The sequence below is a fragment of the Rhodococcus sp. PvR044 genome, from assembly GCF_040548995.1.
Classification (GTDB): Bacteria; Actinomycetota; Actinomycetes; order Mycobacteriales; family Mycobacteriaceae; genus Rhodococcus_G; species Rhodococcus_G oryzae.
Genome location: NZ_JBEPSX010000001.1, coordinates 789,435 through 814,351 on the forward strand (window position 1 = coordinate 789,435; position 24,917 = coordinate 814,351).

27 protein-coding genes, 1 tRNA gene and 1 pseudogene are annotated in these 24,917 nt (G+C 69.2%); 17 read left to right on the forward strand and 12 right to left on the reverse strand.

Going from position 1 to position 24,917, the window contains the following annotated elements:
* Nucleotides 1–3: 3 nt before the first annotated feature.
* The 5 genes and pseudogenes from crcB (ABIC28_RS03455) to ABIC28_RS03475 form a co-directional block, all read left to right on the forward strand.
* Entirely contained in the window at nt 4–408 is a 405-nt protein-coding gene (gene crcB, locus ABIC28_RS03455) for a fluoride efflux transporter CrcB (RefSeq protein WP_097213674.1), read from the forward strand.
* Between the two features lies 1 nt (nt 409).
* Nucleotides 410–748: a DUF190 domain-containing protein gene (locus ABIC28_RS03460; RefSeq protein ID WP_354577511.1), complete on the forward strand. Its 339-nt coding sequence runs from the start codon at nt 410–412 to the stop codon at nt 746–748.
* A gap of 5 nt (nt 749–753) precedes the next feature.
* Nucleotides 754–1,110 (forward strand): fluoride efflux transporter CrcB, encoded by a 357-nt coding sequence (crcB, locus tag ABIC28_RS03465; RefSeq protein WP_245221191.1) that lies wholly within the window; start codon nt 754–756, stop codon nt 1,108–1,110.
* 43 nt (nt 1,111–1,153) lie between these two features.
* Nucleotides 1,154–2,797, forward strand: a complete 1,644-nt coding sequence (gene pgm / locus ABIC28_RS03470; protein WP_097213673.1) for a phosphoglucomutase (alpha-D-glucose-1,6-bisphosphate-dependent) — start codon at nt 1,154–1,156, stop codon at nt 2,795–2,797.
* 34 nt (nt 2,798–2,831) lie between these two features.
* Nucleotides 2,832–4,028 (forward strand): annotated as a pseudogene (locus ABIC28_RS03475) (MFS transporter); the annotation flags it as partial.
* Here ABIC28_RS03475 and ABIC28_RS03480 read toward each other — a convergent pair.
* The gene (locus ABIC28_RS03480) at nt 4,014–4,757 is read right to left on the reverse strand and encodes a VIT1/CCC1 transporter family protein (protein ID WP_097213645.1); all 744 of its coding nucleotides are present in this window, start codon (nt 4,755–4,757) and stop codon (nt 4,014–4,016) included. The pseudogene ABIC28_RS03475 and the gene ABIC28_RS03480 sit on opposite strands and share 15 nt — an antisense overlap.
* A gap of 36 nt (nt 4,758–4,793) precedes the next feature.
* Here ABIC28_RS03480 and ABIC28_RS03485 point away from each other — a divergent pair, with 36 nt between their 5' ends.
* The 3 genes from ABIC28_RS03485 to ABIC28_RS03495 all read left to right on the forward strand — a co-directional run bounded on the left by ABIC28_RS03485 (nt 4,794) and on the right by ABIC28_RS03495 (nt 6,290).
* Nucleotides 4,794–5,282 carry a MauE/DoxX family redox-associated membrane protein gene (locus tag ABIC28_RS03485; protein ID WP_097213672.1) on the forward strand — a complete coding sequence of 163 codons (489 nt, stop codon included), beginning with the start codon at nt 4,794–4,796 and terminating at the stop codon, nt 5,280–5,282.
* Between the two features lie 36 nt (nt 5,283–5,318).
* Nucleotides 5,319–6,059 carry a DsbA family protein gene (locus tag ABIC28_RS03490; RefSeq protein ID WP_097213644.1) on the forward strand — a complete coding sequence of 247 codons (741 nt, stop codon included), beginning with the start codon at nt 5,319–5,321 and terminating at the stop codon, nt 6,057–6,059.
* Between the two features lie 158 nt (nt 6,060–6,217).
* Nucleotides 6,218–6,290 (forward strand) — tRNA-Ala (locus tag ABIC28_RS03495).
* 69 nt (nt 6,291–6,359) lie between these two features.
* On the opposite strand, the gene murJ is transcribed toward ABIC28_RS03495, so the two are convergent.
* Nucleotides 6,360–7,955 (reverse strand): murein biosynthesis integral membrane protein MurJ, encoded by a 1,596-nt coding sequence (gene murJ, locus ABIC28_RS03500; protein ID WP_097213671.1) that lies wholly within the window; start codon nt 7,953–7,955, stop codon nt 6,360–6,362.
* Nucleotides 7,956–8,151: 196 nt separating this feature from the next.
* Here murJ and ABIC28_RS03505 point away from each other — a divergent pair, with 196 nt between their 5' ends.
* Both ABIC28_RS03505 and ABIC28_RS03510 read left to right on the forward strand, forming a co-directional pair.
* The gene (locus tag ABIC28_RS03505) at nt 8,152–9,282 is read left to right on the forward strand and encodes an N-acetylmuramoyl-L-alanine amidase (RefSeq protein WP_502944990.1); all 1,131 of its coding nucleotides are present in this window, start codon (nt 8,152–8,154) and stop codon (nt 9,280–9,282) included.
* A 73-nt stretch (nt 9,283–9,355) separates the two neighbouring features.
* Nucleotides 9,356–10,411, forward strand: a complete 1,056-nt coding sequence (locus ABIC28_RS03510; protein ID WP_097213642.1) for a CobW family GTP-binding protein — start codon at nt 9,356–9,358, stop codon at nt 10,409–10,411.
* 3 nt (nt 10,412–10,414) lie between these two features.
* Here the strand turns inward: ABIC28_RS03510 and ABIC28_RS03515 are convergent, their stop codons facing one another.
* From ABIC28_RS03515 to ABIC28_RS03530, 4 genes are all read right to left on the reverse strand, one after another.
* The gene (locus ABIC28_RS03515; RefSeq protein ID WP_097213641.1) at nt 10,415–11,956 is read right to left on the reverse strand and encodes a DEAD/DEAH box helicase; all 1,542 of its coding nucleotides are present in this window, start codon (nt 11,954–11,956) and stop codon (nt 10,415–10,417) included.
* A 261-nt stretch (nt 11,957–12,217) separates the two neighbouring features.
* Nucleotides 12,218–12,631, reverse strand: a complete 414-nt coding sequence (locus ABIC28_RS03520) for a molybdenum cofactor biosynthesis protein MoaE (RefSeq protein WP_097213670.1) — start codon at nt 12,629–12,631, stop codon at nt 12,218–12,220.
* Nucleotides 12,624–13,589: a bifunctional molybdenum cofactor biosynthesis protein MoaC/MoaB gene (gene moaCB, locus ABIC28_RS03525; protein ID WP_097213669.1), complete on the reverse strand. Its 966-nt coding sequence runs from the start codon at nt 13,587–13,589 to the stop codon at nt 12,624–12,626. Before moaCB ends, ABIC28_RS03520 begins: the two co-directional genes overlap by 8 nt.
* Before the next feature lie 71 nt (nt 13,590–13,660).
* On the reverse strand, nt 13,661–14,851 hold the full coding sequence (locus tag ABIC28_RS03530) for a molybdopterin molybdotransferase MoeA (protein ID WP_097213640.1): 1,191 nt from the start codon (nt 14,849–14,851) through the stop codon (nt 13,661–13,663).
* 100 nt (nt 14,852–14,951) lie between these two features.
* Here ABIC28_RS03530 and moaA point away from each other — a divergent pair, with 100 nt between their 5' ends.
* A complete protein-coding gene (moaA, locus tag ABIC28_RS03535) occupies nt 14,952–16,025 on the forward strand; it encodes a GTP 3',8-cyclase MoaA (RefSeq protein WP_097213639.1) in 1,074 nt (357 codons plus the stop codon).
* Nucleotides 15,973–16,272, forward strand: coding sequence for a MoaD/ThiS family protein (locus tag ABIC28_RS03540; RefSeq protein WP_097213638.1), 300 nt, complete (start codon nt 15,973–15,975; stop codon nt 16,270–16,272). The genes moaA and ABIC28_RS03540 overlap by 53 nt, the downstream gene beginning before the upstream one ends.
* On the opposite strand, the gene ABIC28_RS03545 is transcribed toward ABIC28_RS03540, so the two are convergent.
* The gene (locus ABIC28_RS03545) at nt 16,273–16,959 is read right to left on the reverse strand and encodes an SDR family oxidoreductase (protein WP_354577517.1); all 687 of its coding nucleotides are present in this window, start codon (nt 16,957–16,959) and stop codon (nt 16,273–16,275) included.
* 81 nt (nt 16,960–17,040) lie between these two features.
* A complete protein-coding gene (gene nadE, locus ABIC28_RS03550) occupies nt 17,041–17,880 on the reverse strand; it encodes an NAD(+) synthase (protein ID WP_354577519.1) in 840 nt (279 codons plus the stop codon).
* 100 nt (nt 17,881–17,980) lie between these two features.
* On the opposite strand from nadE, the gene ABIC28_RS03555 reads away from it, so the two are divergent.
* A complete protein-coding gene (locus ABIC28_RS03555; RefSeq protein WP_097213635.1) occupies nt 17,981–18,535 on the forward strand; it encodes a nucleosidase in 555 nt (184 codons plus the stop codon).
* An 11-nt stretch (nt 18,536–18,546) separates the two neighbouring features.
* On the opposite strand, the gene ABIC28_RS03560 is transcribed toward ABIC28_RS03555, so the two are convergent.
* Together ABIC28_RS03560 and ABIC28_RS03565 are read right to left on the reverse strand one after the other, a co-directional pair.
* On the reverse strand, nt 18,547–19,326 hold the full coding sequence (locus ABIC28_RS03560) for an META domain-containing protein (RefSeq protein WP_354577521.1): 780 nt from the start codon (nt 19,324–19,326) through the stop codon (nt 18,547–18,549).
* Nucleotides 19,327–19,335: 9 nt separating this feature from the next.
* Nucleotides 19,336–19,926, reverse strand: coding sequence for a TetR/AcrR family transcriptional regulator (locus ABIC28_RS03565; RefSeq protein WP_209928886.1), 591 nt, complete (start codon nt 19,924–19,926; stop codon nt 19,336–19,338).
* Nucleotides 19,927–20,048: 122 nt separating this feature from the next.
* Between ABIC28_RS03565 and ABIC28_RS03570 the strand changes: the two genes are divergently transcribed.
* A complete protein-coding gene (locus tag ABIC28_RS03570; RefSeq protein WP_354577523.1) occupies nt 20,049–20,612 on the forward strand; it encodes an NADPH-dependent FMN reductase in 564 nt (187 codons plus the stop codon).
* 61 nt (nt 20,613–20,673) lie between these two features.
* Here the strand turns inward: ABIC28_RS03570 and ABIC28_RS03575 are convergent, their stop codons facing one another.
* The gene (locus ABIC28_RS03575) at nt 20,674–20,853 is read right to left on the reverse strand and encodes a hypothetical protein (RefSeq protein WP_269588293.1); all 180 of its coding nucleotides are present in this window, start codon (nt 20,851–20,853) and stop codon (nt 20,674–20,676) included.
* Between the two features lie 43 nt (nt 20,854–20,896).
* Nucleotides 20,897–21,718, reverse strand: a complete 822-nt coding sequence (locus ABIC28_RS03580; RefSeq protein WP_269588292.1) for a siderophore-interacting protein — start codon at nt 21,716–21,718, stop codon at nt 20,897–20,899.
* Nucleotides 21,719–22,047: 329 nt separating this feature from the next.
* On the opposite strand from ABIC28_RS03580, the gene nrdH reads away from it, so the two are divergent.
* From nrdH to nrdE, 3 genes are read left to right on the forward strand one after another with little or no spacing between them, the layout of a single operon-like run.
* Nucleotides 22,048–22,281, forward strand: a complete 234-nt coding sequence (gene nrdH, locus ABIC28_RS03585) for a glutaredoxin-like protein NrdH (protein ID WP_077041114.1) — start codon at nt 22,048–22,050, stop codon at nt 22,279–22,281.
* A gap of 23 nt (nt 22,282–22,304) precedes the next feature.
* The gene (gene nrdI, locus ABIC28_RS03590) at nt 22,305–22,763 is read left to right on the forward strand and encodes a class Ib ribonucleoside-diphosphate reductase assembly flavoprotein NrdI (RefSeq protein WP_097213631.1); all 459 of its coding nucleotides are present in this window, start codon (nt 22,305–22,307) and stop codon (nt 22,761–22,763) included.
* Entirely contained in the window at nt 22,721–24,907 is a 2,187-nt protein-coding gene (nrdE, locus tag ABIC28_RS03595) for a class 1b ribonucleoside-diphosphate reductase subunit alpha (protein WP_077041116.1), read from the forward strand. Before nrdI ends, nrdE begins: the two co-directional genes overlap by 43 nt.
* Nucleotides 24,908–24,917: the final 10 nt, after the last annotated feature.

The following is a 24,917-nucleotide window of genomic DNA, read 5'->3' on the forward strand; positions in this document are numbered from 1 at the left end:
GACATGCGCGGTGAGGGATCGCTACTCGCGGTGGTCGCGCTCGGCGGCGGGATCGGTGCGCTCGCGAGATACGGCATCGCGCACGCGATGCCCACTCGGGAGATCCCGTGGGCGACGCTGATCACCAACGTGACCGGCTGCCTGCTGATCGGCATCCTCATGGTGCTCATCACCGAGGTCTGGACGGCGCACCGGTTGCTGCGACCATTCCTCGGGGTCGGGGTGCTCGGCGGCTTCACCACTTTCTCGACCTATGCGGTCGAGGTGCGGGGGCTGCTGGCGTCCGGCAACTATCCGATCGCGTTCGGCTATCTCTTCGGGACGGTGATCGCGGCGCTCGCCGCCGTCCTGGTGGGAGTGTGGGGCGCGCGGCTCATCACCGGTGCCGTCGCCGGGAAAGGAAGCTGACATGTCTTACTCGCGCACGGAGATGCGGCTGTCGATCATCCTCGGGCAGGACGACCTCTGGCATCACAAGCCGAAGTACCAGGAGATCGTCAAGCGCGCCCGTGCCGCCGGGCTGAGCGGTGCCAGTGTGTGGCGGGGTGTCGAGGGGTATGGCGCGTCCGCGCACATCCACACCACCAGGCTCCTCGACCTGGCCGACGGATTGCCGCTGCTGGTGGTCGCGGTGGACACCGAGGAGCGGATCCGCGTGTTCCTTGACGGCATCGGTGAACTGCTCACCGAGGCCACCGTGACCCTCGAGGGCGTCGAGCGGGTGCACTTCACCGAGGACCGGCCGTGACGGTGATGCTGGTCGTCCTCGGCGGCATGGTCGGCGCGCCCACGCGCTTCCTGCTCGACCGCGCCGTCGGTTCCCGCACCGACAGCGCGTTCCCGTTGGGGACCCTCACTGTGAACGTGATCGGGTCGCTGATCCTCGGTGCGCTGGTCGGCGGCGCCGCCCATGGCGGTGAGGTGATGGCCCTCGTGGGCACCGGATTCTGTGGTGCGCTGACCACGTACAGCACCTTCGGCTACGAGACGGTCCGGCTCGTCGAGGACGGGGTGCGTTTGTACGCGCTGGCCAACATCGTGGTCAGCGTCGCGGCCGGGATCGCCGCCGCGGCACTGGGGTTCGCCGTCGCGCACGCCGCGCTCGCGTGATCGAATGGCCATGACCGACAATCACCGAACGAGGAGGCGCGCCGTGGCGCACGATCGAGCGGGCACGCTTGCCCAGCCGCAGGATCTCGAGGACCTCGCGCAGCTGGTGACGGCCTACTACAGCCGCATCCCCGATCCGGAGAACCCGGACGAACGGGTCGCGTTCGGCACCTCAGGGCACCGCGGATCCAGCCTGGACGGCGCCTTCAACGAGGCGCACATCCTCGCCACCACGCAGGCCATCGCCGAGTATCGGGCACGTCAGTCGATCACCGGACCGCTGTTCCTCGGCCGCGACACCCACGCGCTCTCCGAGCCCGCCTGGACCAGCGCGCTCGAAGTCCTCGCGGCCAATGACGTTGTGGTGCTGATCGATTCCGGCGGCCGCTACACCCCGACCCCAGCTGTCAGTCATGCGATCCTGCGGCACAACGCCTCCGGTACGGCCGCACCGGCAGACGGCATCGTGGTGACGCCCTCGCACAACCCGCCACGCGACGGTGGATTCAAGTACAACCCGCCACACGGTGGCCCCGCAGACAGCACCGCGACCGCGTCCATCGAGGCCCGCGCAAACGAGCTGATCGCGGCAGGCCTGGTCGGGGTCAAGCGGGTCACGCTCGCCGCGGCGCTCGCGAGCGCAGCCCGTCCCTACGACTTCCTCGCCACGTACCTCGACGACCTGCCGAACGTGGTCGACCTCGACGCGGTCCGCGACGCAGGCATCCGGATCGGCGCGGATCCGCTCGGCGGTGCCAGCGTCGACTACTGGGGTGCGATCGCCGAGCGCCACCGCCTCGATCTGACGGTGGTGAACCCACTGGTGGATGCGACGTGGCGGTTCATGACCCTCGACACCGATGGCAAGATCAGGATGGACTGTTCGTCCCCGGACGCGATGGCCTCGCTGATCGGGGCGCGGAACCGGTTCGACATCGCCACCGGCAACGATGCGGACGCCGATCGGCACGGCATCGTCACCCCAGACGGCGGGTTGATGAACCCGAACCACTATCTCGCGGTGGCCATCGACTACCTCTACGCGAACCGGCCAGGCTGGGCGCCGGGCACCAAGGTCGGCAAGACCTTGGTGAGCTCATCGATGATCGATCGGGTGGTGGCGGGTCTCGGCCGGGAATTGGTGGAGGTACCAGTCGGGTTCAAATGGTTCGTGCCGGGCCTGCTGACGGGTGAGCTGGGCTTCGGCGGCGAGGAGAGCGCCGGGGCATCGTTCCTGCGCACCGACGGCCGGGTGTGGACGACGGACAAGGACGGCATCATCATGGCGCTGCTGGCGTCCGAGATCACCGCCGTCACCGGGCGCTCGCCCGCGGCCCGGTACGCCGAGCTGGCGCAGCGGTACGGCAGCCCCGAGTACGCCCGGGTCGACGCACCCGCCACCCGAGAGCAGAAGGCCGCCCTGGCGGCGCTGTCCTCGGAGCAGGTCACCGCGACCGAGCTGGCGGGCGAGCCGATCACCGCCACGCTCACCGCGGCGCCCGGCAACGGTGCGGCGCTCGGTGGGCTCAAGGTCTGCACGGAGAACGCCTGGTTCGCCGCGCGGCCGTCGGGTACCGAGGACAAGTACAAGATCTACGCCGAATCGTTCAGGGGCGGGGAGCATCTCGCCCAGGTGCAGGACGAGGCGCGGGAGCTGGTGGCGCGGGCGCTGGGAGCAGACGCCTGAGCCTTTGCGCCGCTGGCTAGGATCGGTGGCAATCATGCATACCACCGCAAATAAGCTGCCACGCGAGATCTGGGTCCTGGTCTCCGCCAGTTTCGTCATCGCCCTCGGGTTCGGCATCGTCGCCCCTGCGCTGCCGCAGTTCGCCCGCAGCTTCGACGTCGGGTACATCGCCACGTTCTCGGTGATCAGCGTGTTCGCCCTGATGCGACTGCTGTTCGCGCCTCTCAGTGGGGCGCTGGTCCAGCGGCTGGGGGAGCGCCCGACGTATCTCACCGGGCTGTTGATCGTCGCGGTCTCGTCCGGTGCGGTGGCCTTCGCCCAGGGCTACTGGCAGCTGCTGCTGTTCCGGGCGATCGGCGGCATCGGGTCGACCATGTTCACCGTGTCCGCGCTCGGACTGTTGATCCGGATCACGCCGCCGGGCATCCGCGGGCGGGTGTCGGGGCTGTACGCGACGTCCTTCCTGTTCGGCACCATCGGCGGGCCGCTGGTCGGCGGCGCGCTCGCCGGCTTCGGGCTGCGCGCCCCGTTCCTCATCTACGCCGTCGCGCTGCTGATCGCGGCGGCGGTGGTGTACCTCAGCCTGCGCGAGTCCGCATTGGCCGCACCGGATTCGGGCGGCCACGTCGTCACGATGACGCTGCGCGAGACGCTGGCGTCGGCCACCTACCGCGCTTCCCTGGTGTCGAACTTCGCCAACGGCTGGGTGTCGTTCGGCGTTCGGGTCGCGATGGTGCCGCTGTTCGTGGTCGAGGCGCTGGACCAGGGCACCGCGCTGGCGGGTGTGGCGCTGACCGTGTACGCGATCGGCAACGCGCTGGTGCAGATCCCGGCGGGCCGGATGTCGGATGTGCGCGGCAGGCGGCCGTTCGTGCTGGCCGGGCTGGCCGTCGCAGGGGCGGCGACGATGCTCCTCGGATTCAGCGAGAACCTGCTGGTGTTCCTCGCGCTGTCGCTCGTCGCGGGCGTGGGGTCCGGGCTGATGAACCCGGCCCAGCAGGCCGCGGTCGCGGACGTGATCGGCTCCAAGGCCAGGGGCGGTCCGGTGCTGGCCACCTTCCAGATGGCCTCCGACGTCGGGGTGGTGGCCGGTCCGCTGGTGGCCGGGGTGTTGGCCCAGTACCTGTCCTACGGGGTGGCCTTCGCGGTCACCGGCGCGCTGATGCTGCTCCCGATCGCGTTCTGGCTCGTCGCGCCGCGGACCATCCCACAGGCGTCAACCGGGGATGCCGACCCCGATCAGCGCGCCGACCAGGTAGGTGGCGGCGACGGCGATCCCGCCGAAGGCGAGCTGCCGGAGCGCACCGCGGACCTTCGACTTCGCAGTGAAGCTCGCCGCGATCGCGCCGACGATCAGTAGGCCGATCCCGCCAACGGTCAGCCCGGCGACGAGTGACTCGAATCCGAGCAGGTACGGGATCAGCGGGATGATCGCGCCGACACAGAACATCAGGAACGAGGAACCGGCCGCCACCAGCGGTGAGGGCTTCTCGCTTGGGTTGACGCCGAGCTCGTGGGTGAGGTGGATGTTCACCGCGCGTGCGGAGTCGTTGTGTACCTCGGCGGCCGCGGCCTCCGCGGTCGCCTCGCTCATCCCCATCGCGGTGAAGGTCTCGACCAGTTCGGCCTGTTCGGCCTCGGGGTAGCGGGCCTGCGAACGCGTCTCGACCTTCACCTCCGCCTCGATCTGCTCGTTCGCGGTGGAGACCGAGGCGAACTCGCCGAGGGCCATGGAGAACGCGCCTGCCACCAGGCCTGCGACGCCGCTGAGGATCACGGTGTGCGCGTCGACTCCCGCGCCGCCGACGCCTGCGATCAGCGAGGTGTTGGTGACCAGGCCGTCCATCGCGCCGAACGTCGCCGCTCGGAGCCAGCCGCCGGACACGTTCGAATGGGTGTGATCGAACTCATGGGGGAGCGCGTTCTCGGTGGCGTCGGGCCCCGGCTGCGGCTCGCTCATACCGGTGAATCTACGCCGATCGGTACCGTGGGCCAGGTGTGGATTCGTATCGTCAGCCTGCTCGCCAGGCTCGGGCTTGCCGCCGTCTGGTTGATCTCGGGAGTGCTCAAGGCCGCAGACCCGGCGGGAACGGTGATCGCCGTGCGCGCCTACCAGCTGCTGCCGGAGTCGTTGGTGCGGCCGGTCGCGAACACGCTGCCGTTCCTCGAGATAGCGCTCGGACTGTTGTTGCTGATCGGCCTGGGGGTCCGGATCGCGGCGATCGCGTCGGCGCTGCTACTCGTGGTGCTGATCGGGGTGATCATCTCGGTGTGGGCGCGCGGGCTGTCCATCGACTGCGGTTGCTTCGGTGGCGGCGGGGCCGCGGATGTCGACGGCTGGGACTACGCCCGCGAGATCGCCCGCGACGTCGGGTTCCTCGCCATGGCCGCGTGGCTCACCGTCTTCCCCCGCAGCCCGTTCGCGCTGGGGCCCGGATCGAGGCCCGCACTCTCAGTGCCCGCTCAGCATGAGATGGCAGAGTAAAGCCACATTTGACTCTCGGAGCGAAGGACTGCATCTGTGAATGCGAAGAACAAGCCCGTCACCTCTCTGCAGCCGACGTCGAGTCGGTCGACGTACATTCTCGGAGGGTTGGCGATCCTGGTGATCGCCGCTGTCGTGATCGGCGGGGTGATCTGGCAGAGCAACCGCAGCAAGCCGCGCAACGAGGGCTATGGGGCCGTGTCGAACTCGGCCGTGCAGGTGGCGGTGCAGGAGGACGGCGCCGTGCGGATCGGTCAGCCGGAGGCGGCCACCACGATCGACGTCTTCGAGGATCCGATGTGCCCGTACTGCGCCGAGCTGGAGAACACGAACGGCCAGGAGTTGGCGCAGAAGGTCGACGAGGGCAAGGTCGCGGTGCGGTACCACGTCCTCGACTTCCTCAACCGGCTCTCGGCCAGCGGTGACTACTCGACCCGCGCGGTGGCCGCGTCGATGTGCGTGGCGGAGAGCGGCGACGCGATCGCCTACTCCAAGTTCCACGCGGCGCTGTTCTCGCCCGAGAACCAGCCAAAGGAGAACGGCTCCTCGGATCACTCCAATGCGGACCTGGCCCAGATCGCCAAGGACTCCGGCGCCAACGACGCCGCGGTGGCGTGCATCTCGGACGGCGCCAAGGTGAACGACGCCGCCGCGGCGGCGCAGAAGGGCCGCGAGGCGCTCGCGGCCAGCGGTGCGGCCGGAACGCCCACCGTCATCGTGAACGGCACCATGATCGATGCCCTCGGGAATCCGAACTGGGTCGCCGAGCTGAACTGACTCGGGTCGCGAGGGGCGGACGGCGAGAGCGAGCCGCCCGCCCCTCGCTCCATCCGAGTAGGCTTTGACCAGGCAATTTGTTGGCCGGAGTGGCAATGGTGTAACTTTCTTCGAGCACGGAGGAGCACGCACTCCGGTGCGGAGAAACAACCGAATACGGGGCTATGGCGCAGCTGGTAGCGCACCACACTGGCAGTGTGGGGGTCAGGGGTTCGAGTCCCCTTAGCTCCACCCACAACAAAACCCTCATCTCGCGAACCGCGAGATGAGGGTTTGTCGTAGTTCAGCCGATGTCGCGGTTCAGCCGAGCAGGAGCGACCTGGCGTGGCGGACCTCGGGCACGCCGATCGTCCTGGCGGCGAGCAGGAACGCCGGCACGGCGAAGGCCGCGGCCGCCAGCAGCGTGACCGCCGCGGCCTCGCGCGGGTTGTCGATGAACCGATGGGACAGCCCGACGGACGCGACGCAGAACAGGCCCGCGACGACCGATGCCCACAGCACGCGTGTGAACGTCTCGAGCACGGCGTGGAAGCCGAGCAGTCCGTAGCGGCGTCGCAGCGCCAAGTGTCCGCACACGGCGCCGACGAGGTAGGACAGGGAACTCGCGACCGGCAGCGTCACCACGACCACCTGGCTCGGGAGGGTGGCCGCGCTCAGCGCGACGACGGCGATCTTCGTCGCCACCATCGCGACGTTGATCAGCGCCGGTGTCCGCATGTCGTTGCCCGCGTAGAAGACCCGGAGCTGGAGCATGACCAGAGCGAACGGCGCGAGTCCGAACGCCGACAGCGCCAGCGAGATGCCGATGAGCCGCGCGGCGTCGACGTCGACGCGACCGATGAACATCACCGTGGTCAGCATCGGTCCCAGCAGGGTCATCGCGACGGCGGCCGGGACCAGCGCGACCACCGAGTACCGGGCGGCTCGCCCCATGTCCGCGATCAGTGCGCCGCGGTCGTCGTCGGCGACGGCGCGGGCGATGCGCGGGGTGAGCACGGTCAGCAGGGACACACCGAGGATTCCGTACGGGACCTGGAACAACAGGTCCGCGTAGGTGTAGGTCGAGACGCCGCCGTGGTCGAAGGCCACCAGCAGCACGAACGTCACGCCGACCTGGCTGATCGCGACATAGGCCACGATCCAGCCGAGCAGGCCGGCCCCGACGCGCACCGGCCTCCACGTGTACGGCAGGGGCCGGACCCGCCAGCTCCACCGGAATCCGGTCCGGCGCAGTGCCACGACCGTCCACGAGGCCTGTCCGACGATGCCGGCTGTGGTGCCGATGCCGAGGACCAATACCTGTGCGGTGGTCATCGAAGACGGTGTCAACGTCATCGGGCCGGGCACCAGCACGAAAATGCCGACCGTGGCGAGGACCATCACGTTGTTGAGGACCGGCGCCCAGGCCGCCGGCACGTAGCTGTCGCGGACGTTCAGGACTGCGGTCACCGTCGCCGCGAGCGCGTAGAAGAAGATCTCCGGGAACAACAGATACGCCAGCACGGTCGTCAACTTCGACTGGTCCGAATCCGACACCAGCGCCCCGACCAACAGAGGAACGCACAGCACCGCGACCACCGTCGCCACGGCGGCACCGATGATCGTGGCCAGCAGCAGGCGCTGGGTGAACTCGCGCGAATGGGCGCGTCCGCGCAACCGGGCCCGCGCCAGCACCGGCACGAACACGCTGCTCATCACCCCGCCGAGCAGCAGCTCGTAGACCATGTTCGGCAGGCTGTTCGCCCCGTTGTACGCATCGCCGACCACCGCGGTGCCCAGTACGGCCGCCAGCGCGAGCGTGCGGATGAAACCCGTCGCGCGACTTGCCACGGTCGCGGTCGCGACCGCGCCAGTCGAGCGCGCCAGCGTGCTCTGAATGTCCCCCACGCGATCCATGGTGCCCCACCGCACGGCGCGTGCCCGGGGAACCCGGGCGTCAGGTCACGGAAACCCAACGGTTGCCGCGGATCCTCGCCTGTCGGCGAAACATCTGTTTCACTTGGTGCCGAATGTGACCTGAGTGACTGGTGTTACCTGTGTGGAAGGAGAGCGGCGCCCGCGGACCAACCCGCACCCGGCGCCCATCCCGAAGATGAAGATGACCACGATGATGGCCGGGTTTGCCGCGGCGACCCTGACCGCGATGGTGCTGCCCGCGGCGGCGCTGGCCGAACCCGCAGCCGACACCGCAGCCGAGACGCCGCTGACCGGCAAGACGGTCTTCCTCGACCCCGGGCACCAGGGCACGGCCCACTCCGAGAACCTCTCCAGGCAGGTCGACGACGGCCGCGGGGGCAAGAAGGACTGCCAGACCACCGGCATGACCAGCCAGGGCGGTCTCGCCGAGCACACGATCAACTGGGACGTCTCGCAGCTGGTGAAGACCAGCCTGGAGACCCTGGGCGCCAAGGTCGTGCTCAGCCATCAGGACGACTCCGGCTGGGGCGGCTGCGTGGACGAGCGAGCCAAGGCGGCCAACGACTCGGGCGCGGACCTGGCCATCAGCATCCACGCCGACTCCACCACCGCGGAGGCGGACGCGAGCAGGCGCGGGTTCCACATGATCATCCCGGAGCTGCCGGTGCCCGACCCGGCCGTCGACAAGGCGCAGTCCGGTAAGGGCCTCGAGGCCTCGCGGGCGATGCGCGACGTCTACGTCAAGAACGGCTTCACGCCCGCGAACTACGCCGGGGTCGTCGAGGGATTGCAGACCCGCGGCGACGTGGCCGGTCCCGCGCTCACCACCGTCCCGCTGGTCTTCGTCGAGATGGGCAACGGGTCCAACCCCGAGGACTCGGCGGTCCTCGACAGCCTCGACGGTCGGCTCAAGCACGCGATCGCGATCACCACCGGCGCGGTCAACTTCCTGATGGAGGGCGGGACGGTCGCCTCGACGCCTGCCACGGGAACCGACGCGACCACGACCACCACCACCACGGCTGCTGCGCCCACGACGACCGCGACGGCCGTCGAGCCGGCCACACCGTCGACGCCGTCCACGAAGACCACCACGAAGCCCGCACCCCCGAGCGCGACGACAACCGAGAAGGCCGCCCCGGCGGACGCGGGGCTCAGCCAGGTGCTCGTGCTGCTGCAGCCGCTGCTCGAGCAGCTGGGCCTCGGCGGTTTCACCGGGCTGGCGACCGGCGAGAACCTGGGGCTGGTCTCGAATCTGCTGAGCGGGCTGCTCGAGGCGTTGACGGCGCAGGGCGCCAAGAACTGATCGCCCGACAGGGGCGCACTCGAACCCGTTTCGACCGACCTAAGATGGGTGGCCGGTCGAGACGGGAGGTCGTGTGGCAAAGCGATTGATACCGGTGGTCCTGGTCGCGGGATTCCTCGGTGCAGGCAAGACCACCATGCTCAACCACCTGTTGCGCAACAACCGCGGCGTGCGGATCGGCGTCATCGTCAACGACTTCGGCGCCGTCAACATCGACTCGATGATGGTGGCGGGCCAGGTCGATTCGATGGTCTCGCTGAGCAACGGCTGCCTGTGCTGCGCGGTGGACGTGAGCGAGATGGACTCGATGCTCGACCGGCTGGCCCACCCTCGCTCGGACATCGACGTGATCGTCGTCGAGGCCAGCGGGCTGGCGGAGCCGCGGAACATGGTCCGCCTCGTGCTCGGCAGTGAGAATCCGCGCATCGTCTACGGCGGGCTGGTGGTGCTGGTCGACGCCGTGGAGTTCGAGGACACCAGGGTGGCCAACCCCGAGCTGGATCTTCACGTGCGGATGGCGGACCTGTTGGTACTCAACAAGACCGACCGGATCTCCGAGCACGACCTGCAGTCGGTGCTGGCCCGCGTCGGGGAGCTGGGCGGCCGGGCGCCGGTGCTGCCCACCGCGCACGGCCGCATCGATCCGAGGTTGCTCTTCGACGAGGTGGCCCGGGTCGACGACGGTCCGCGTCAGCTCAGTCTCGACGAACTGCTCGCCGATCCGCACGACCACGACTGTGACGGCCATGATCATCTGCACGACCGCTACGAGGCCGTGACGTTCACCAGCGACCGGCCGATGGACCCTCGGGCCCTGACCCGTCTGCTGGAGGATCCGCCACCCGGCCTGTATCGAGTCAAAGGCTTTGTGTACTTCGGCATTCCCGGACACACCCAGCGGTACACGCTGCAGACCGTCGGCAGACACATCCGGTTCGAGACGGGCCCATGGGGCAGGGGAGCGGCGCGCGTCACCGAACTGGTGCTGATCGGTTCCGGCATCGACGTGGACGCGCTGCGGCGGCGCATCGACGAGTGTGTCCGGATACACGAAAGCGGTGCCGCGCAATCGCACGGCACCGCCGCGGCGGCCATGACCGGCGTGCACCGCTACGTGGTGGAGAACTAGAACCTAGGGACGCGTGGCGCGCCTGCGGCGCTGATTGCTGCCGCCGCCCTGCGAGCCGCCGGATCCCGGCGTCTCGCTGCTGTACATCACGGTGGGCTGCCCGGAACCCTGGCCGCGCCCGCGGCCACCCGAGCCCCGACCGCCGCCGGTGGCGGCACCCTCGCCGCTGCGGCCGGTCCCGGAACCGGACTGTCCGCGGCCACGGCCGCCGCCCTGCGCACCGCCGCCACGGGTGCCGCCCTGGCCGCCGCCGCTGCGAGCGCCGCCCTGGGCGCCGCCACGACGCTGACCGGCACCGGCTGCGCCGCCACGGCGGCCGCCGCCGCCCTGGCCCTGCGGCTGGGTGGCGGGCTTGGGTGCCGGGATGACGTGCGGCGCGATCTCGCCGACCAGCGCGTTGACCGGATCGGAGTCCGCCGTCACCTGCTGCGGGGTCACCTTGATGGCGGCCTTGCGCATGAGGATGGCGAGGTCCTTGCGCTGCTCGGGCAGCACCACGGTCACGACGTCGCCCGCGCTGCCCGCGCGCGCGGTGCGGCCGGAGCGGTGCAGGTACGCCTTGTGCTCCGCGGGCGGGTCCACGTGCACGACCAGCTCCACATCGTCGACGTGCACCCCGCGCGCCGCGACGTCGGTCGCGACCAGGACGCGGGCCTCGCCTGCGGAGAACGCGGCCAGGTTGCGGTCACGCGCGGCCTGCGACAGGTTGCCGTGCAGGTCAACCGAGGGGATACCGGCCTCGGTGAGCTGACGCGCCAGCTTGCGGGCCTGGTGCTTGGTGCGCATGAACAGGATCCGGCGGCCGGTGCCGGACGCCAGCTTGTGCACGAGGTCCTTCTTGGCGTCGACGCCGTGCACGTCGAACACGTGGTGCGTCATCGCGGCGACGGGCGAGTTGGCCTCGTCCACCGAGTGCAGCACCTCGTTGTGCAGGAAGCGCTTGACCAGCTTGTCCACGCCGTTGTCGAGGGTCGCGGAGAACAGCAGCCGCTGTCCCTGAGTCGGGGTGGCCGCGAGGATCCGCGTCACGACGGGCAGGAAGCCCAGGTCGGCCATGTGGTCGGCCTCGTCGAGGACGGTGATCTCGACGGCGTCGAGGGAGACGAACTTCTGCTTCATCAGGTCCTCGAGGCGGCCGGGGCAGGCCACGACGATGTCGACGCCCGCCTTGAGGGCCTGCACCTGACGGTGCTGCGAGACGCCGCCGAAGATGGTGGTGACGCGCAGGTCGTAGGCGCCGGCGAGGGGCTCGAGCGTCGCGGTGATCTGGGTGGCGAGCTCGCGGGTCGGGGCAAGGACGAGGCCGAGGGGGCGGCCCGGGCGACGCTTGCCGCCCGCCAGGTCACCGGCGAGGCGGGCGACCATCGGGATGGAGAACGCGAGCGTCTTACCGCTGCCAGTCTTGCCCCGTCCGAGCACGTCGCGGCCGGCAAGGGTGTCCGGCAGGGTGTCGACCTGGATCGGGAAGGGAGAGGTGATGCCGCCGTCGGCGAGCGCCCTCATGAGGGGTTCGCGCACGCCGAGTTCAGCAAAGGATTTCGTCATGTGGGTCGAGTGCCTTTCAGGCATCGGGTTGCACTGTTCGACGCACGGGGAATCGAAAGGATCCACACGTCTGTCAGCACAAGATGGCGAGATTGCCGGTGGGCAAAATCGATCGCCGTAAGAAGAGCTCGTGCTGGGTGCACCGATCAACGAGTTCGTTGAGGAAGCGTTCCACGACGTTTGGCGCGCATACAGCCGCGCCAGGTGTCACCCAGGATAGCCGACGATCGGACCGCTCCGACCGTCGGCTGCGTCACACCTCTACAGCCCAACCCATTCGGTGACGCCGTCGGCGAAGTGCTGCCGCTTCCAGATCGGCACCTCCGCCTTGATGCGTTCGACCAGAACCGAGCAGGCCGCGAAGGCCTCCGCGCGGTGCGGCGCCGCGACCGCGGCGACCAGCGCCAGGTCCCCGACGACCAGGGGGCCCACCCGGTGCACGGCCGCGACCGGGAGCCCGGTCTCGGCGGACACCTGCTCGCAGCACTCGCGCAGGAAGCGCTGGGCGTCCGGGTGCGCCTGATACTCCAGTGCCGAGACCGACTGTCCGCCATCGTGGTTGCGCACCACGCCGCTGAACAGCACCACCGCACCGTGCTCGGGTCCCGCGACCGCCGCGTCCACCGCGGCCTGGTCGATGGGCTCGGTCGAGATGAGAGCGAGTAGCTCACGCATCGTGCATACCTCCGCCCGCAACCTGCGCCAGCAGGTGTTCCAGGATCGGTTCGAGTACCGACATGCCGTCGCGGACACCACCAGGTGATCCCGGCAGGTTGACCACCACGGTGCGGCCGGACAAACCGGACAGCCCCCGGCTGAGCGAGGCGTACGGGGTCTTCTCGGACCCCTTGCGGCGCATGGCCTCCGCGAGTCCGGGCAGCTCCCGGTCCAGCACGGCGCGGGTGGCCTCCGGGGTCTGGTCGGTGGGGGACGTGCCCGTGCCGCCGGTGGTCACCACGAGCGCCGGTGCACCGGTGAGCGCGTCGGCCAGCCCGGCGGCGATGTCGGCGTCGGCGTACACCAGGGGACCGCGCACCGAGAGGCCCTGCGCGGTCAGCCATTCCGCGAGAACCGGTCCGGTGGTGTCCTCCCGGGTACCGCGGGCGCCACCGGTGGAGGCGACCAGGACCACGGCGGATCCAGGTCCGGCCGTGGGGGTTTCGTCGTGGGCATCGGCCTCGGCCTCGCCCTCGGATTCGACGGCATCGGGGCGAACCCAGTGCCCGCGCTTGCCGCCCTCCTTGGTCAGCAATCGCACACCGTTCATGGTGGCGGCGGGATCGACGGCCTTGACCATGTCGTGCAGCGTCAGGCCTGCCACGGCGACCGCGGTCAGCGCCTCCATCTCGACGCCGGTCTGCCCGGTGGTCTTGGCGGTGGCCTCGACCGTGATGGTGTCCTCGGTGAACCCGAACTCGATCTTCACCGAGGACAGCGACAGCTGATGACACAGCGGGATCAGCTCGGAGGTGCGTTTGGCGCCCGCGATGCCCGCGATCCGGGCGGTCGAGAGCACGTCCGCCTTGGGCATGCCGTCGGCGCGGACCAGGGCGATCACCTCGGCGGTGGTCTGCAGTTCGCCGCCCGCCACCGCGATCCGGGTGGTGGTGGCCTTCGCGCTGACGTCGACCATGCGCGCGCGGCCCTCGCCGTCGAGATGAGTCAGCTCGTTCGCCGCCGGGCCGTTTGTCGTCGGTTCGTCGATCACAGTGGCCACACCCGCACGTTGTCTCCCGCCTTCATTGTCGTCACATTCTCGGGGATGTCGATCAGGACATCCGCGCGGGCCAGCGCCCCGACCAGGTGTGAGCCAGGCCCGGACTCGAGGGCGACGCCCGCGTCGACCCGTCGGCCGCGCAGGAACTGGCGTCTGCCCTGGATCGAGGTGATCGGCTCGGTCAGCACGAGTTCCTCCAAGGGGACGGCGGGCAGGCCCGCGGCCCGGCGAAGCAGCGGCTTCACGAACACCTCGAAGGAGACCATCGTGCTCACCGGGTTCCCCGGGAAGTTCAGTACCGGGACGCCGTCGATCTCGGCCAGGCCCTGTGGCCCGCCCGGCTGCATGGTGGTGTGCCCGAACCAGCCGCCCAGCGGCGTCAGCACCTCGCGCACCACCTCGAAGTCGCCCATCGACACCCCGCCGGAGGTGATCACCAGATCCGCGGAAGCGGTTGCGCGGCGCAGGATCTCATCGAACACGGCGAGGTCGTCGTCGCTGCGTTCCACGAACACCACGTCAGCGCCGTTCGCCGTCAGGCTCGCGGCCAGTGCCACTGAGTTGGATTCGTAGATCTGTCCCGGCCGCAGCGGCTCGCCCGCGCGGACCAATTCCGCACCGGTCGCGATGACCGCCGCCCGCGGGCGGCGCAGGACCGGGACGGTGGCGAGGCCGACCGCCGCGAACAACGACAGGTGCCGTGCAGCGAGCGGGGTGCCCGCCGCCAGCAGCAGATCGCCCGTCCGTACATCGGTGCCGGCCTCCCTGACGTACTCGCCCGCCCGGCGCGGCACCCGGATGGTCACCATGTCCTTGGTGGCGTCGGCCTCGGTGTCCTCGACCGGGACGACGGCGTCCGCGCCCGCCGGGATCACGGCCCCGGTCATGATCCGGACCGCGCTGCCAGGGGCGAGCGGGGCAGGCTCGGCGGGACCCGCCGCGATGGTCCCCGTGACCGGCAGGGTCACCGGCACCCCGGTCAGCGAGGCGGCGGCGACCGCGAACCCGTCCATCTGGGAGTTGCGGAAGAGCGGGAGATCCAGCGGCGAGCGCACGTCGGCGCCCAGCACCCGTCCGAGTGCCTCGGTGACGGCGACGTCCTCGACGGTCGGCGCCAGCAGCGGCGCGAGGAGGCGCTGCACCTCGGCGGAGTGCTCCTCGACAGATCTGCTGGTCATGGCGTTTCCTGCGGCATGGGGCCAATCCTAGGCAGGCGCTCGGCGCGACGAGCAACCCGTGTTGGCCGCATACTGGTGGGGTGGCAGAGCTGATGACGCGATGACTGCGACCGTCAGGCCGGTCCAGATGGGGCTGCCGCGCGTCCGCAACAGCCACCCGTCGATCGCCGATCGCCCGGACGTCCCCGAGTTGGTCGACCGGTTCGGCCGGGTGGCCAGGGACCTGCGCGTGTCGATCACCGAGAAGTGCTCGCTGCGCTGCACCTACTGCATGCCCGCCGAGGGCCTGCCCGCGATCCCGCGCGAGCGGTTGCTGACCGCGGCGGAGATCGTCCGGCTGGTCCGGATCGCCGTCGAGGAGCTCGGTGTCCGGGAGGTCCGGTTCACCGGCGGCGAGCCGCTGATGCGTCCCGACCTCGAGGAGATGATCGCCGGCTGTGCGGCGGCTGTGCCGGGCATCCCGCTGTCGATGACCACCAACGCGGTCGGCCTCGAGCACCGCGCCGAGGCGCTTGCCGCCGCCGGTCTGACCCGCGTGAACGTGTCCCTCGACTCGATCGACCGGGCACACTTCGCCGAACTCACCCGTCGTGACCGCCTGCCCTCGGTGCTGGCGGGTATCCGCGCTGCGGCCGCGGCGGGCCTTGCGCCGATGAAGATCAATGCCGTGCTGATGCCGGAGACCCTCGGCGGCGCAGCCGATCTGCTGGAGTGGTGCCTCTCGGAGGGCTGTCAGCTCCGGTTCATCGAGGAGATGCCGCTCGACGCCGACCACGCCTGGGCCCGCGACTCCATGATCGCCGCGACCCGGTTGCTGGAGGTGCTGGGCGAGCGCTTCGAGCTGACCGCGGTGGGACGCCCGGGCGATCCGTCCGCCCCGGCAGAGGAATGGCTGGTGGACGGCGGCCCTGCCACGGTCGGCATCATCGCCTCGGTCACCAGGAATTTCTGTGGCGACTGCGACCGGACCAGGCTCACCGCGGAGGGGACGGTCCGGTCCTGCCTGTTCAGCGACGACGAGATCGACCTCCGCGCGGGGTTGCGCTCGGGCGCGAGCGACGACGACCTCGCACAGTTGTGGCGGGGCGCGATGTGGAACAAGTGGGCTGGTCACGGGATCAATGCGGAGGGTTTCGAACCGCCGCAACGCAGCATGGGGGCGATCGGTGGCTGAACAGGCGATTCTGGTGCGTTATTTCGCGGCGGCGGCGGAAGCGGCCGGGTGCACCGAGGAATCCGTGCGGATCGGTGCGGGTGCCGACCTCGGTGCGCTGAGGTCCGTGCTCGTCGAGCGGCACGGGCCCAAGATGGAGCGGGTGCTGACGGTCGCCGCGTTCCTGCAGGACGACGAGTTGACCCGCGACCTCGCCCTGGTGGCCGCGTCGCGTGTCGACGTGCTGCCCCCGTTCGCAGGCGGCTGATCAGCCCTCGGCGGCAAGCCACTCGTCGAATGTGACAGCGCCGTAGCGGTTTTCCGGGGTCAGGTTCAGCCCGGCGCGCAGGAAACGGCCGGGTGCGCCGGGGAGCGGAACAGGGAGCACCAGGGCCCGGCTGCCGGTTGCGCGCTTCCAGGACTCGGCCAGCTCACGCATCGTTTGTACCTCCGGACCGCCGACCTCGATCCTGCCGTCGTCGGTGGACTCGGTCAGCGCGGCGTCCGCGAGGGCGCGGGCCAGGTCCGTCGGGTCGATCGGCTGGAAGCGGGCGCCGCGGACCGCCGGGATCACCCCGAACCGCGCGGTCGTGGCGAAGATGGACCGCAGCAGCTGGTGGAACTGGGTGGATCGCACGATCCGGACGTCCAGGCCGGAGTCGGAGTAGATGCCCTCCTGCTCGGTCAGCGCCTCGTAGTAGGAGAACCGCACCCGGTCGACACCGACGATCGACAGCAGCACGACTCGTCGCACACCCGCCGCCTCGGCGGCGCGCGCCAGGTTCCTGGCGCCAGTGGTGAACACAGGCCTGGTCCGCCGGGTCTGGCCGTTCACCGCGGAGATCACCGCGTCGACGCCGTCGAGCGCCGCGGGCAGGCCCTCGCCGGTGAGCAGGTCGGCGGTGACGTGGTCGGCGGCGGGCCCCTCGGGGGCGTGCCTGCTCAGTGTCAGCACCCGATGCCCGCGCGCGCGGAGTTCGGCGCCGCCGCGCCCGCGGTGCCGGTGCCGCCCGCGACCAGGACGGTGCTCATCGCGTCACTTCCACCAGTCGTCGAGCGGTGACACGGGGACCGAGCGCTTGTGCCGGGTGCCCAGGTACATGGACTCGAGCTTCTCGGCCACCGCCGCGGTCACCTCCTTGCCCTCGAGGTAGTCGTCGATCTCGCTGTAGCGCAGGCCGAGTGCCTCCTCGTCGGGCAGCGCCGGCCTGTGGTCCTCGAGGTCGGCGGTGGGGACCTTGGCCCAGGTGCTTGCGGGGGCACCGAGATGCTGCAGCAGCGCGGCGCCCTGTCGCTTGCTCAGACCGGTGAGCGGCGTGAGGTCGACGCCGCCGTCGCCGTACTTGGTGAAGAAACCGGTGATCGCCTCCGCGGCATGGTCGGTGCCGATCACCAGGTGGCCGAGCTGTCCGGCGATGGCGTACTGGATCACCATCCGCTCGCGGGCCTTGATGTTGCCGCGCACGAAGTCCCGCAGCTCGCCGTCGTGCCCGATGATCTCGGCGAGACCCCCTGCGCTCTCGGTGGCCGCGGCGTCGGTGCTCGGCTTGATGTTCACGGTCACCGAGCGGTCCGGCTTGATGAACTCGAGCGAGGTCTGGGCGTCGTGCTCGTCGGCCTGCACGCCGTACGGCAATCGGACCGCGACGAACTCGGCGTCGTGGCCCTCCTCGCGCAGCTCGGCGGCCGCCAGTTGCGCCAGCCGGCCCGCCAGGGTGCTGTCCTGGCCGCCGCTGATCCCGAGGACGAATCCCTTGGCAGGAGTGGAGCGCAGGTAGCCCTTGAGGAAGTCGACGCGCGCGCGCACCTCACCCTCGGCGTCGATGGTCGGCTTCGCGCCGAGTTCTTGCAGGATTTCCGCACGGAGATTCGCCATGCGCGTCACTCTAGCGACGGTCGGCGGTGTGCGCGCGGGTGCGCGCGGGGACCCGGACGGCGGCCGGTCGGGCGGCGATACAGTGCCACGCGTGCCCAATGTGACCGCGCCCAGGTTTCTCGTCGTGTCCGCCACCGAGGGGGAGGCCGCATACGTGCCAGACGGATTCGAGGTGGTCGTCACCGGGATCGGGAAGGTCGCCGCGGCGGTCGCGGTCACGGAGGCGCTCGCGCGGTACCGATCCGACGATCGCCCGGCGGTGGTCAACATCGGCACCGCGGGGGCGCTGCACGAGCATCATGCCGGTCTGTTCGTACCGTCGGCCGTGCTCAATCACGACATCAGCGCGGACGTGCTGCGCTCGCTCGGACACCCGGTGACGGACCGGATAACGCTCCCCGACGGCGACGATTCGGTGCTCGCGACCGGTGATGTGTTCATCTCCGATGCGGTCGTGCGGGACGCGCTCGCGACCAGGGCCGACCTCGTCGACATGGAGGGCTTCGCGGTGGCGGCGGCCTGCGCGCGGATGGGCGTCGGGTGCCGAATCGTCAAGCACGTCAGCGATCGCGCCGACGAATCGGCCATGGACTGGCCTGCCCAGGTGGACGCGAGCGCCCGGATCCTCGCGACCTGGTTGACCGAGAACCTGTAGCGCCGCCGTCGCTACTGGGCGCGCAGGCCCAGTCCGTCGCCGTCCGCCTGCATCACGCGGGCCCGGTCCGCGTCGACGGTGAAGGTGGTCTCGCCGCTGAGCACGTTCAGTACCGCCCGCTCGACCTCGGCGACGTCGGGCTCGCACGCCATCCTGGTGGTCGCGAGCGGGCCGAAGGTCACCTTGTCTCCGGTGATCTGGGCGGTGCCGGTCATCCGGTTGCACCCGGTTGATCCGCTGACCGAGCCGTCCTCGGTGATCAGCAGGGTGGGGGCGGCGGTCTCGAGGGCGACCGACGTGGTGACCGCGCTCGGGCTGATCAACTGGTCGACGACCCAGGTGGTCCCGGTGATCGGACGGTCCGGGGTGGCTACCTTCTTGTCGACCAGGGTGACCGAGGTGTCGCTCGTGGTCAGCGTGAGGGTGTCGCCGTCGAGCTTCCAGGCCGGATCTGCCTCGAACAGCGAGGTCATCCACGCGTCGGCGCCTGCGGTGTCGCCGACGCAGGCCATCATGGTGGTCGCGATCGGTCCGGTGACGACCTTGCCGTCGGACAGGTCGACCGTGCCGTTGCCGCGGTTGCAGCCGGCGGTCATGGAGATCCTGTCCGGTTCCACGAACTCGACGGTGAGCGGCCCGCCGCCGGGGATCGGGGTGCCCGTGACCTCGGTGGAGATGAAGGTCCGTCCCTGCAGGTCCTCACCGTTCGGCGTCGAGGCGCTCTCCGCACTGCAGGCGGTGAGGAGGGCGGCGGCGAGCAGGGCGAGTCCGGCTACACGGCGAAGGCGCATGCCAGGAGCCTAGTGACCCGCCGGGCGTGCCGTGACCCGTCGGACCAGGTGCTCCCAGGCGTCGGCGATCCGCTCGATCGGCATGTGCATGGTGCGGATCTGGTACATGACCAGCGAGGCCTCGAGGGGCGCGAGCAGGCTGTGGGCGAGCAGTGGGATGTCGCCCTCGGTGCCCGCCGCGCGCAGCAGCATCGCCACGTGGGTGAGGCTGACCTGGCGCGGGGCGCTGCCGAAGCGGAGTTCGGGGGAGTCCTCCACCGCGCGGAGGGTGTCGCCGCTGAGGTCCACGAGCGAGATGCGGGCCCGGCCGAAGGCGACGAGGCGGTCGATGGGCTCGGCGCCGGGACCAAGTGGCGGCGGCCCGTACATGAAGGCGTGCTGCAGTTCCTGCTCGGTGTGGTCGAGGAGGGCCTGCATCAGACCGGACCGGCTGCCGAACCGCCTGAACACTGTGCCCTTGCCCACACCGGCCTTCGCGGCGACCGCATCCATCGTCACGGCGTCCGCGCCCCGCTCCGCGACCAGCGCGGCGGCGGCGTTCAGCAGCAACGCGCGGTTGCGCACGGCGTCGCACCGTTCGGCCTCGGGCTGGTCGGCCATCTGGATCGGGGTGGTCTGCACGAGGCCGATCGTACCCTCCCCGGAATATAAGTGGACCGTAGTCCGCTTAGCTGATATACCTAGAACGGCAAGCGCCCCCGGATCATCGAAGGAAGTCTCCAATGTCTGAAGCCAACGTTCTCGTCCTGGTCGGCAGCCTGCGCGCCGCCTCCGTCAACCGTCAGCTCGCCGAGACCGCCGTCGGTGTCGCACCCGAGGGCGCGAACGTCACGGTGTACGAGGGCCTGGCCGAGGTGCCCTTCTATAACGAGGACATCGACGTCCCGGGCACCACCGACAGCGTGGAGGCGCTGCGCGCGGCCGCCGGTGCCGCCGACGCCCTCCTGCTGGTGACGCCCGAGTACAACGGGACCATTCCCGCCGTGCTCAAGAACGCCATCGACTGGATCTCCCGGCCCTACGGCGTCGGTGCCATCGCGGGCAAGCCGGTCGCCGTGATCAGCGCCTCGCCGAGCGCCAACGGCGCGAAGTGGGCCCACGAGGACACCACCAAGGCCGTCGGGATCGCGGGCGGCAAGGTGGTCGAGGACACCGCGCTCGTCATCGGCGGTGCCTTCGAGAAGTTCGGCGACAAGCACGCCAGCGAGAACGCCGAGGTCTCGGCGCAGCTCGCCAAGGTCGTCGCCGACCTGGTGAACGCCACGAAGGTGCTCGTCGACGCCTGACGCATCTTTCCCATTCGGGCCCGGGCGGTGCATCACGCATCGCCCGGGCCCGTGTGCATGGTCAATCGAGCGTGACCCGCATCATCTCGGTGCGTTCGACAACCCGGTCGCGTTCGTCGGCGAGAGCGAGCCTGCGCTCGTCCTGCATGTACCCGTCCAACGCCGACTGGGATTCGAACGTGAACAGCTGGATCTCCATGGGCTGATCCCCGGTGCCGTCGGTGCGGGCCCGCTGCAGCACCCGGCCGCCGTGCTCGGTGACGAGCTCAAGGACCCGATCCTGGCTACAGCCCGGCCTGCTCGAGGGCGTCGTCGACGGCGTCGCGGACCTCGTCGATACTGCGGCCGGCCGACAGCTCGCTGATGGTGAGCGCCTCGATCTGCGGCTCGACCTCCGCGTACCGCGCCAGCCAGCGTTCCTTGTCCGCCTGCCAGTAGCCCATGATGTCGAATCGATCCGCCGCCCAGCCCAGCTCGCGGCGGACGTGCCTGCGGATCTGCCGCGAGGCGCCCGTCTCGCCCGCCGACCAGATGTAGCCGGGGCCGTCCTGGAGCCGGTGCGCGCGCAGCCACTCCGGCAGTGCGCTCGGGGTGCGGCCGTTGCCGGTGTCGTGCAGCCAGGTCACCGTCAGCTCCGCGTCGGTGGCCCAGTCCTGCTCGTCGGCCGGCTCCGGGATCTCGGCGACCAGGTGGGCGCCGGTGCCGGGCGGCAGGTTCTCGATGATGCGAGCAGCGGCGGGCAGCGCGCTGAGGTCCGCGAGCAGCAGCTGCCAGCGCGCGTCCTGCGGCGGCCGGTACCAGCCCTTCGGGTGGGACAGTCGGACCGGCTCGCCCGGCTCGGCCGCCCGCGCCCACTCGGCGGCCCGCCCGCCCGCATGCACCGCGAAGTCGATGTCGACGTTGCCGGTGCCGGAGTCCCAGCGGCGCACGGTGTAACTGCGCCGGTGGTCCTCGCCGAACTCGACGAGCAGTCGCTCGTCGGGATCGCCGCTGGAGGCGAACGCGGCGGGGTCCGCGAGCGCGAATCGGATTCGGCGCAGGCTGGGGGACAGGTGGGTGGTCGACACCACCGCGGCGTGGAATTGGGGATCCTCGGCGGTCGGCACCGCCCCACCCTAGGCCCGTCGCCACCGACCGCATGCACAGAGGGGAAGCGCCGCGCACCGCAAGGCGGAAATGTGACCTGCGACACGCCGAGACGGGTCGTTTGTGGCGGGGTCAGATGCCTTACGACCTGGGAATTTCAAGGATGTGGTTCACAACATCTCGCGTTATATGGATATGTCGGACACTAGGTGTAGTGTCTAGAACACCGAGAGGGCATAGCCGGAACGGTCGAGAAACACAGGCCGGAGCGCTGTCCAGTAGGTGGGATCCACATGATCTTCCGCGTCACTGACCATCAGTTCCGTAAGCCAGAGAAAGAGGGACTTACATGAGCATCACCGTCTACACCAAGCCGGCGTGCGTTCAGTGCAATGCGACCTACCGGGCGTTCGACAAGGCCGGTATCGAGTACTCCGTCATCGACATCACCGAGGACTCGGAGGCCCGCGATTACGTGATGGCCCTGGGTTACCTGCAGGCCCCCGTCGTGGTGGCGGGCGAGGATCACTGGTCGGGTTTCCGTCCGGACCGGATCAAGTCGCTCGTCGCGGCCGCCGCCTGAAGACCACACGGAGATGATCGGCTGTGACATCGCTGGTCTACTTCTCCAGCGCGTCGGAGAACACCCACCGCTTCGTGCAGAAGCTGGGTGTCCCGGCAGCGCGCATTCCGCTGCATGACCGCGAAGGCGCATTCGAGGTCGATGAGCCGTATGTCCTGATCCTGCCGACCTATGGGGGCGGGATCACCGCGACGGGTCGCGACACGAGTTATGTGCCCAAGCAGGTCATCAGATTCCTCAACAACGAGCACAATCGCTCCCTCATCCGCGGGGTGATCGCTGCCGGCAATACGAACTTCGGCGAGTCGTATTGCTATGCCGGAAACGTGATTTCGCAGAAGTGCAAGGTTCCGTACCTGTACCGCTTCGAGCTCATGGGTACCGCCGAAGACGTAGTAGCAGTCCGGGACGGGCTCGAACAATTCATGGAGAGTGAACAGTGGCACCGACAATCACAGACGCAGCCCCGGCAGCGAGTGTAGAGCGCGCTGCGGCACGACCCGACGCGTCCGCGGGGGAGCTCGACTACCACGCGCTCAACGCGATGCTGAACCTGTACGGCCCGAATGGCGAGATCCAGTTCGACAAGGACCGCGAGGCCGCGAACCAGTACTTCCTCCAGCACGTCAACCAGAACACCGTCTTCTTCCACAACCTGGACGAGAAGCTGGACTACCTGGTCAAGGAGAACTACTACGAGCCCGAGGTCCTCGACCAGTACAGCCGTGAGTTCGTCAAGTCGCTGATCGACCACGCCTACTCGAAGAAGTTCCGCTTCCCGACGTTCCTCGGCGCCTTCAAGTACTACACCTCCTACACGCTCAAGACCTTCGACGGTAAGCGGTACCTGGAGCGGTTCGAGGACCGCGTCTGCATGGTCGCGCTCACCCTCGCCGCCGGTGACGAGCACCTGGCGACCCAGTTGGTCGACGAGATCATCGCCGGCCGGTTCCAGCCGGCCACCCCGACGTTCCTCAACTCGGGCAAGAAGCAGCGCGGCGAGCCCGTGTCCTGCTTCCTGCTCCGCATCGAGGACAACATGGAGTCGATCGGTCGCTCCATCAACTCCGCCCTGCAGCTGTCCAAGCGCGGCGGCGGAGTCGCGTTGCTGCTCAGCAACGTTCGCGAGCACGGCGCCCCGATCAAGAAGATCGAGAACCAGAGCTCGGGCGTCATCCCGATCATGAAGCTGCTCGAGGACTCGTTCTCGTACGCCAACCAGCTCGGCGCGCGTCAGGGCGCAGGCGCGGTGTACCTGCACGCGCACCACCCGGACATCTACCGCTTCCTCGACACCAAGCGGGAGAACGCGGACGAGAAGATCCGCATCAAGACGCTGTCCCTCGGCGTGGTCATCCCCGACATCACCTTCGAGCTGGCGAAGAAGAACGAGGACATGTACCTCTTCTCGCCGTACGACGTGGAGCGGATCTACGGGAAGCCGTTCGCGGACATCAACGTCACCGAGAAGTACTACGAGATGGTCGACGACAAGCGCATCCGCAAGTCGAAGATCAAGGCGCGCGAGTTCTTCCAGACCGTCGCCGAGCTGCAGTTCGAGTCCGGGTACCCGTACATCATGTACGAGGACACGGTGAACCGCGCGAACCCGATCGCGGGCAAGGTCACCCACTCGAACCTGTGCTCGGAGATCCTGCAGGTCTCCACGCCGTCGACGTTCAACGACGACCTGTCCTACAGCCACATCGGCAAGGACATCTCCTGCAACCTCGGTTCGCTGAACATCGCCAAGACGATGGACTCGCCGGACTTCGCGCAGACCATCGAGACGTCGATCCGCGCGCTGACCGCCGTCGCCGACCAGACCTCCATCGACTCCGTCCCGTCGATCCGGAAGGCGAACGACGACGGCCACGCCATCGGTCTCGGGCAGATGAACCTGCACGGATACCTGGCGCGCGAGCGGATCCACTACGGCTCCGACGAGGGCATCGACTTCACGAACATCTACTTCTACACAGTGGTGTTCCACGCGATCCGGGCGTCCAACGAGATCGCCAAGGAGCGCGGCACGTACTTCGCGGGCTTCCCGGAGTCCAAGTACGCCTCCGGTGAGTTCTTCGACAAGTACACCGACCGGGTGTGGGAGCCTGCGACCGAGCGGGTGCGGCAGCTGTTCGCCGATGCGGGCCTGCACATCCCGACCCAGGACGACTGGCGTGAGCTGAAGGCGTCCGTGCAGCAGCACGGCATCTACAACCAGAACCTGCAGGCGGTCCCGCCGACCGGATCGATCTCCTACATCAACAACTCCACCAGCTCCATCCACCCGGTGGCGTCGAAGATCGAGATCCGCAAGGAAGGCAAGATCGGCCGCGTCTACTACCCGGCGCCCTACCTGACGAACGACAACCTGGAGTACTACCAGGATGCCTACGAGATCGGGTACGAGAAGATCATCGACACCTACGCCGCGGCCACCCAGCACGTGGACCAGGGCCTGTCGCTGACGTTGTTCTTCAAGGACACCGCCACCACCCGGGACATCAACAAGGCCCAGATCTACGCGTGGCGCAAGGGCATCAAGACGCTGTACTACATCCGGTTGCGTCAGATGGCCCTGGAGGGCACCGAGGTCGAGGGTTGCGTCTCGTGCATGCTGTGACCGTGGCGTA

Bases quoted from the DNA above. Each gene is read 5' to 3' on its own strand.
- ABIC28_RS03460 (WP_354577511.1), top strand. From the start codon at position 410: ATGTCTTACTCGCGCACGGAGATGCGGCTGTCGATCATCCTCGGGCAG.
- ABIC28_RS03480 (WP_097213645.1), bottom strand. From the start codon at position 4,757: ATGAGCGAGCCGCAGCCGGGGCCCGACGCCACCGAGAACGCGCTCCCC.
- moaA (WP_097213639.1), top strand. From the start codon at position 14,952: ATGACTGCGACCGTCAGGCCGGTCCAGATGGGGCTGCCGCGCGTCCGC.
- ABIC28_RS03505 (WP_502944990.1), top strand. From the start codon at position 8,152: ATGAAGATGACCACGATGATGGCCGGGTTTGCCGCGGCGACCCTGACC.
- nrdH (WP_077041114.1), top strand. From the start codon at position 22,048: ATGAGCATCACCGTCTACACCAAGCCGGCGTGCGTTCAGTGCAATGCG.
- ABIC28_RS03520 (WP_097213670.1), bottom strand. From the start codon at position 12,631: ATGCGTGAGCTACTCGCTCTCATCTCGACCGAGCCCATCGACCAGGCC.
- nadE (WP_354577519.1), bottom strand. From the start codon at position 17,880: ATGGCGAATCTCCGTGCGGAAATCCTGCAAGAACTCGGCGCGAAGCCG.
- ABIC28_RS03570 (WP_354577523.1), top strand. From the start codon at position 20,049: ATGTCTGAAGCCAACGTTCTCGTCCTGGTCGGCAGCCTGCGCGCCGCC.
- ABIC28_RS03515 (WP_097213641.1), bottom strand. From the start codon at position 11,956: ATGACGAAATCCTTTGCTGAACTCGGCGTGCGCGAACCCCTCATGAGG.
- ABIC28_RS03565 (WP_209928886.1), bottom strand. From the start codon at position 19,926: ATGGCCGACCAGCCCGAGGCCGAACGGTGCGACGCCGTGCGCAACCGC.
- moaCB (WP_097213669.1), bottom strand. From the start codon at position 13,589: ATGGTCGACGTCAGCGCGAAGGCCACCACCACCCGGATCGCGGTGGCG.
- ABIC28_RS03530 (WP_097213640.1), bottom strand. From the start codon at position 14,851: ATGACCAGCAGATCTGTCGAGGAGCACTCCGCCGAGGTGCAGCGCCTC.
- ABIC28_RS03560 (WP_354577521.1), bottom strand. From the start codon at position 19,326: ATGCGCCTTCGCCGTGTAGCCGGACTCGCCCTGCTCGCCGCCGCCCTC.
- crcB (WP_245221191.1), top strand. From the start codon at position 754: ATGCTGGTCGTCCTCGGCGGCATGGTCGGCGCGCCCACGCGCTTCCTG.
- crcB (WP_097213674.1), top strand. From the start codon at position 4: ATGCGCGGTGAGGGATCGCTACTCGCGGTGGTCGCGCTCGGCGGCGGG.
- murJ (WP_097213671.1), bottom strand. From the start codon at position 7,955: ATGGATCGCGTGGGGGACATTCAGAGCACGCTGGCGCGCTCGACTGGC.
- ABIC28_RS03540 (WP_097213638.1), top strand. From the start codon at position 15,973: ATGCGGAGGGTTTCGAACCGCCGCAACGCAGCATGGGGGCGATCGGTG.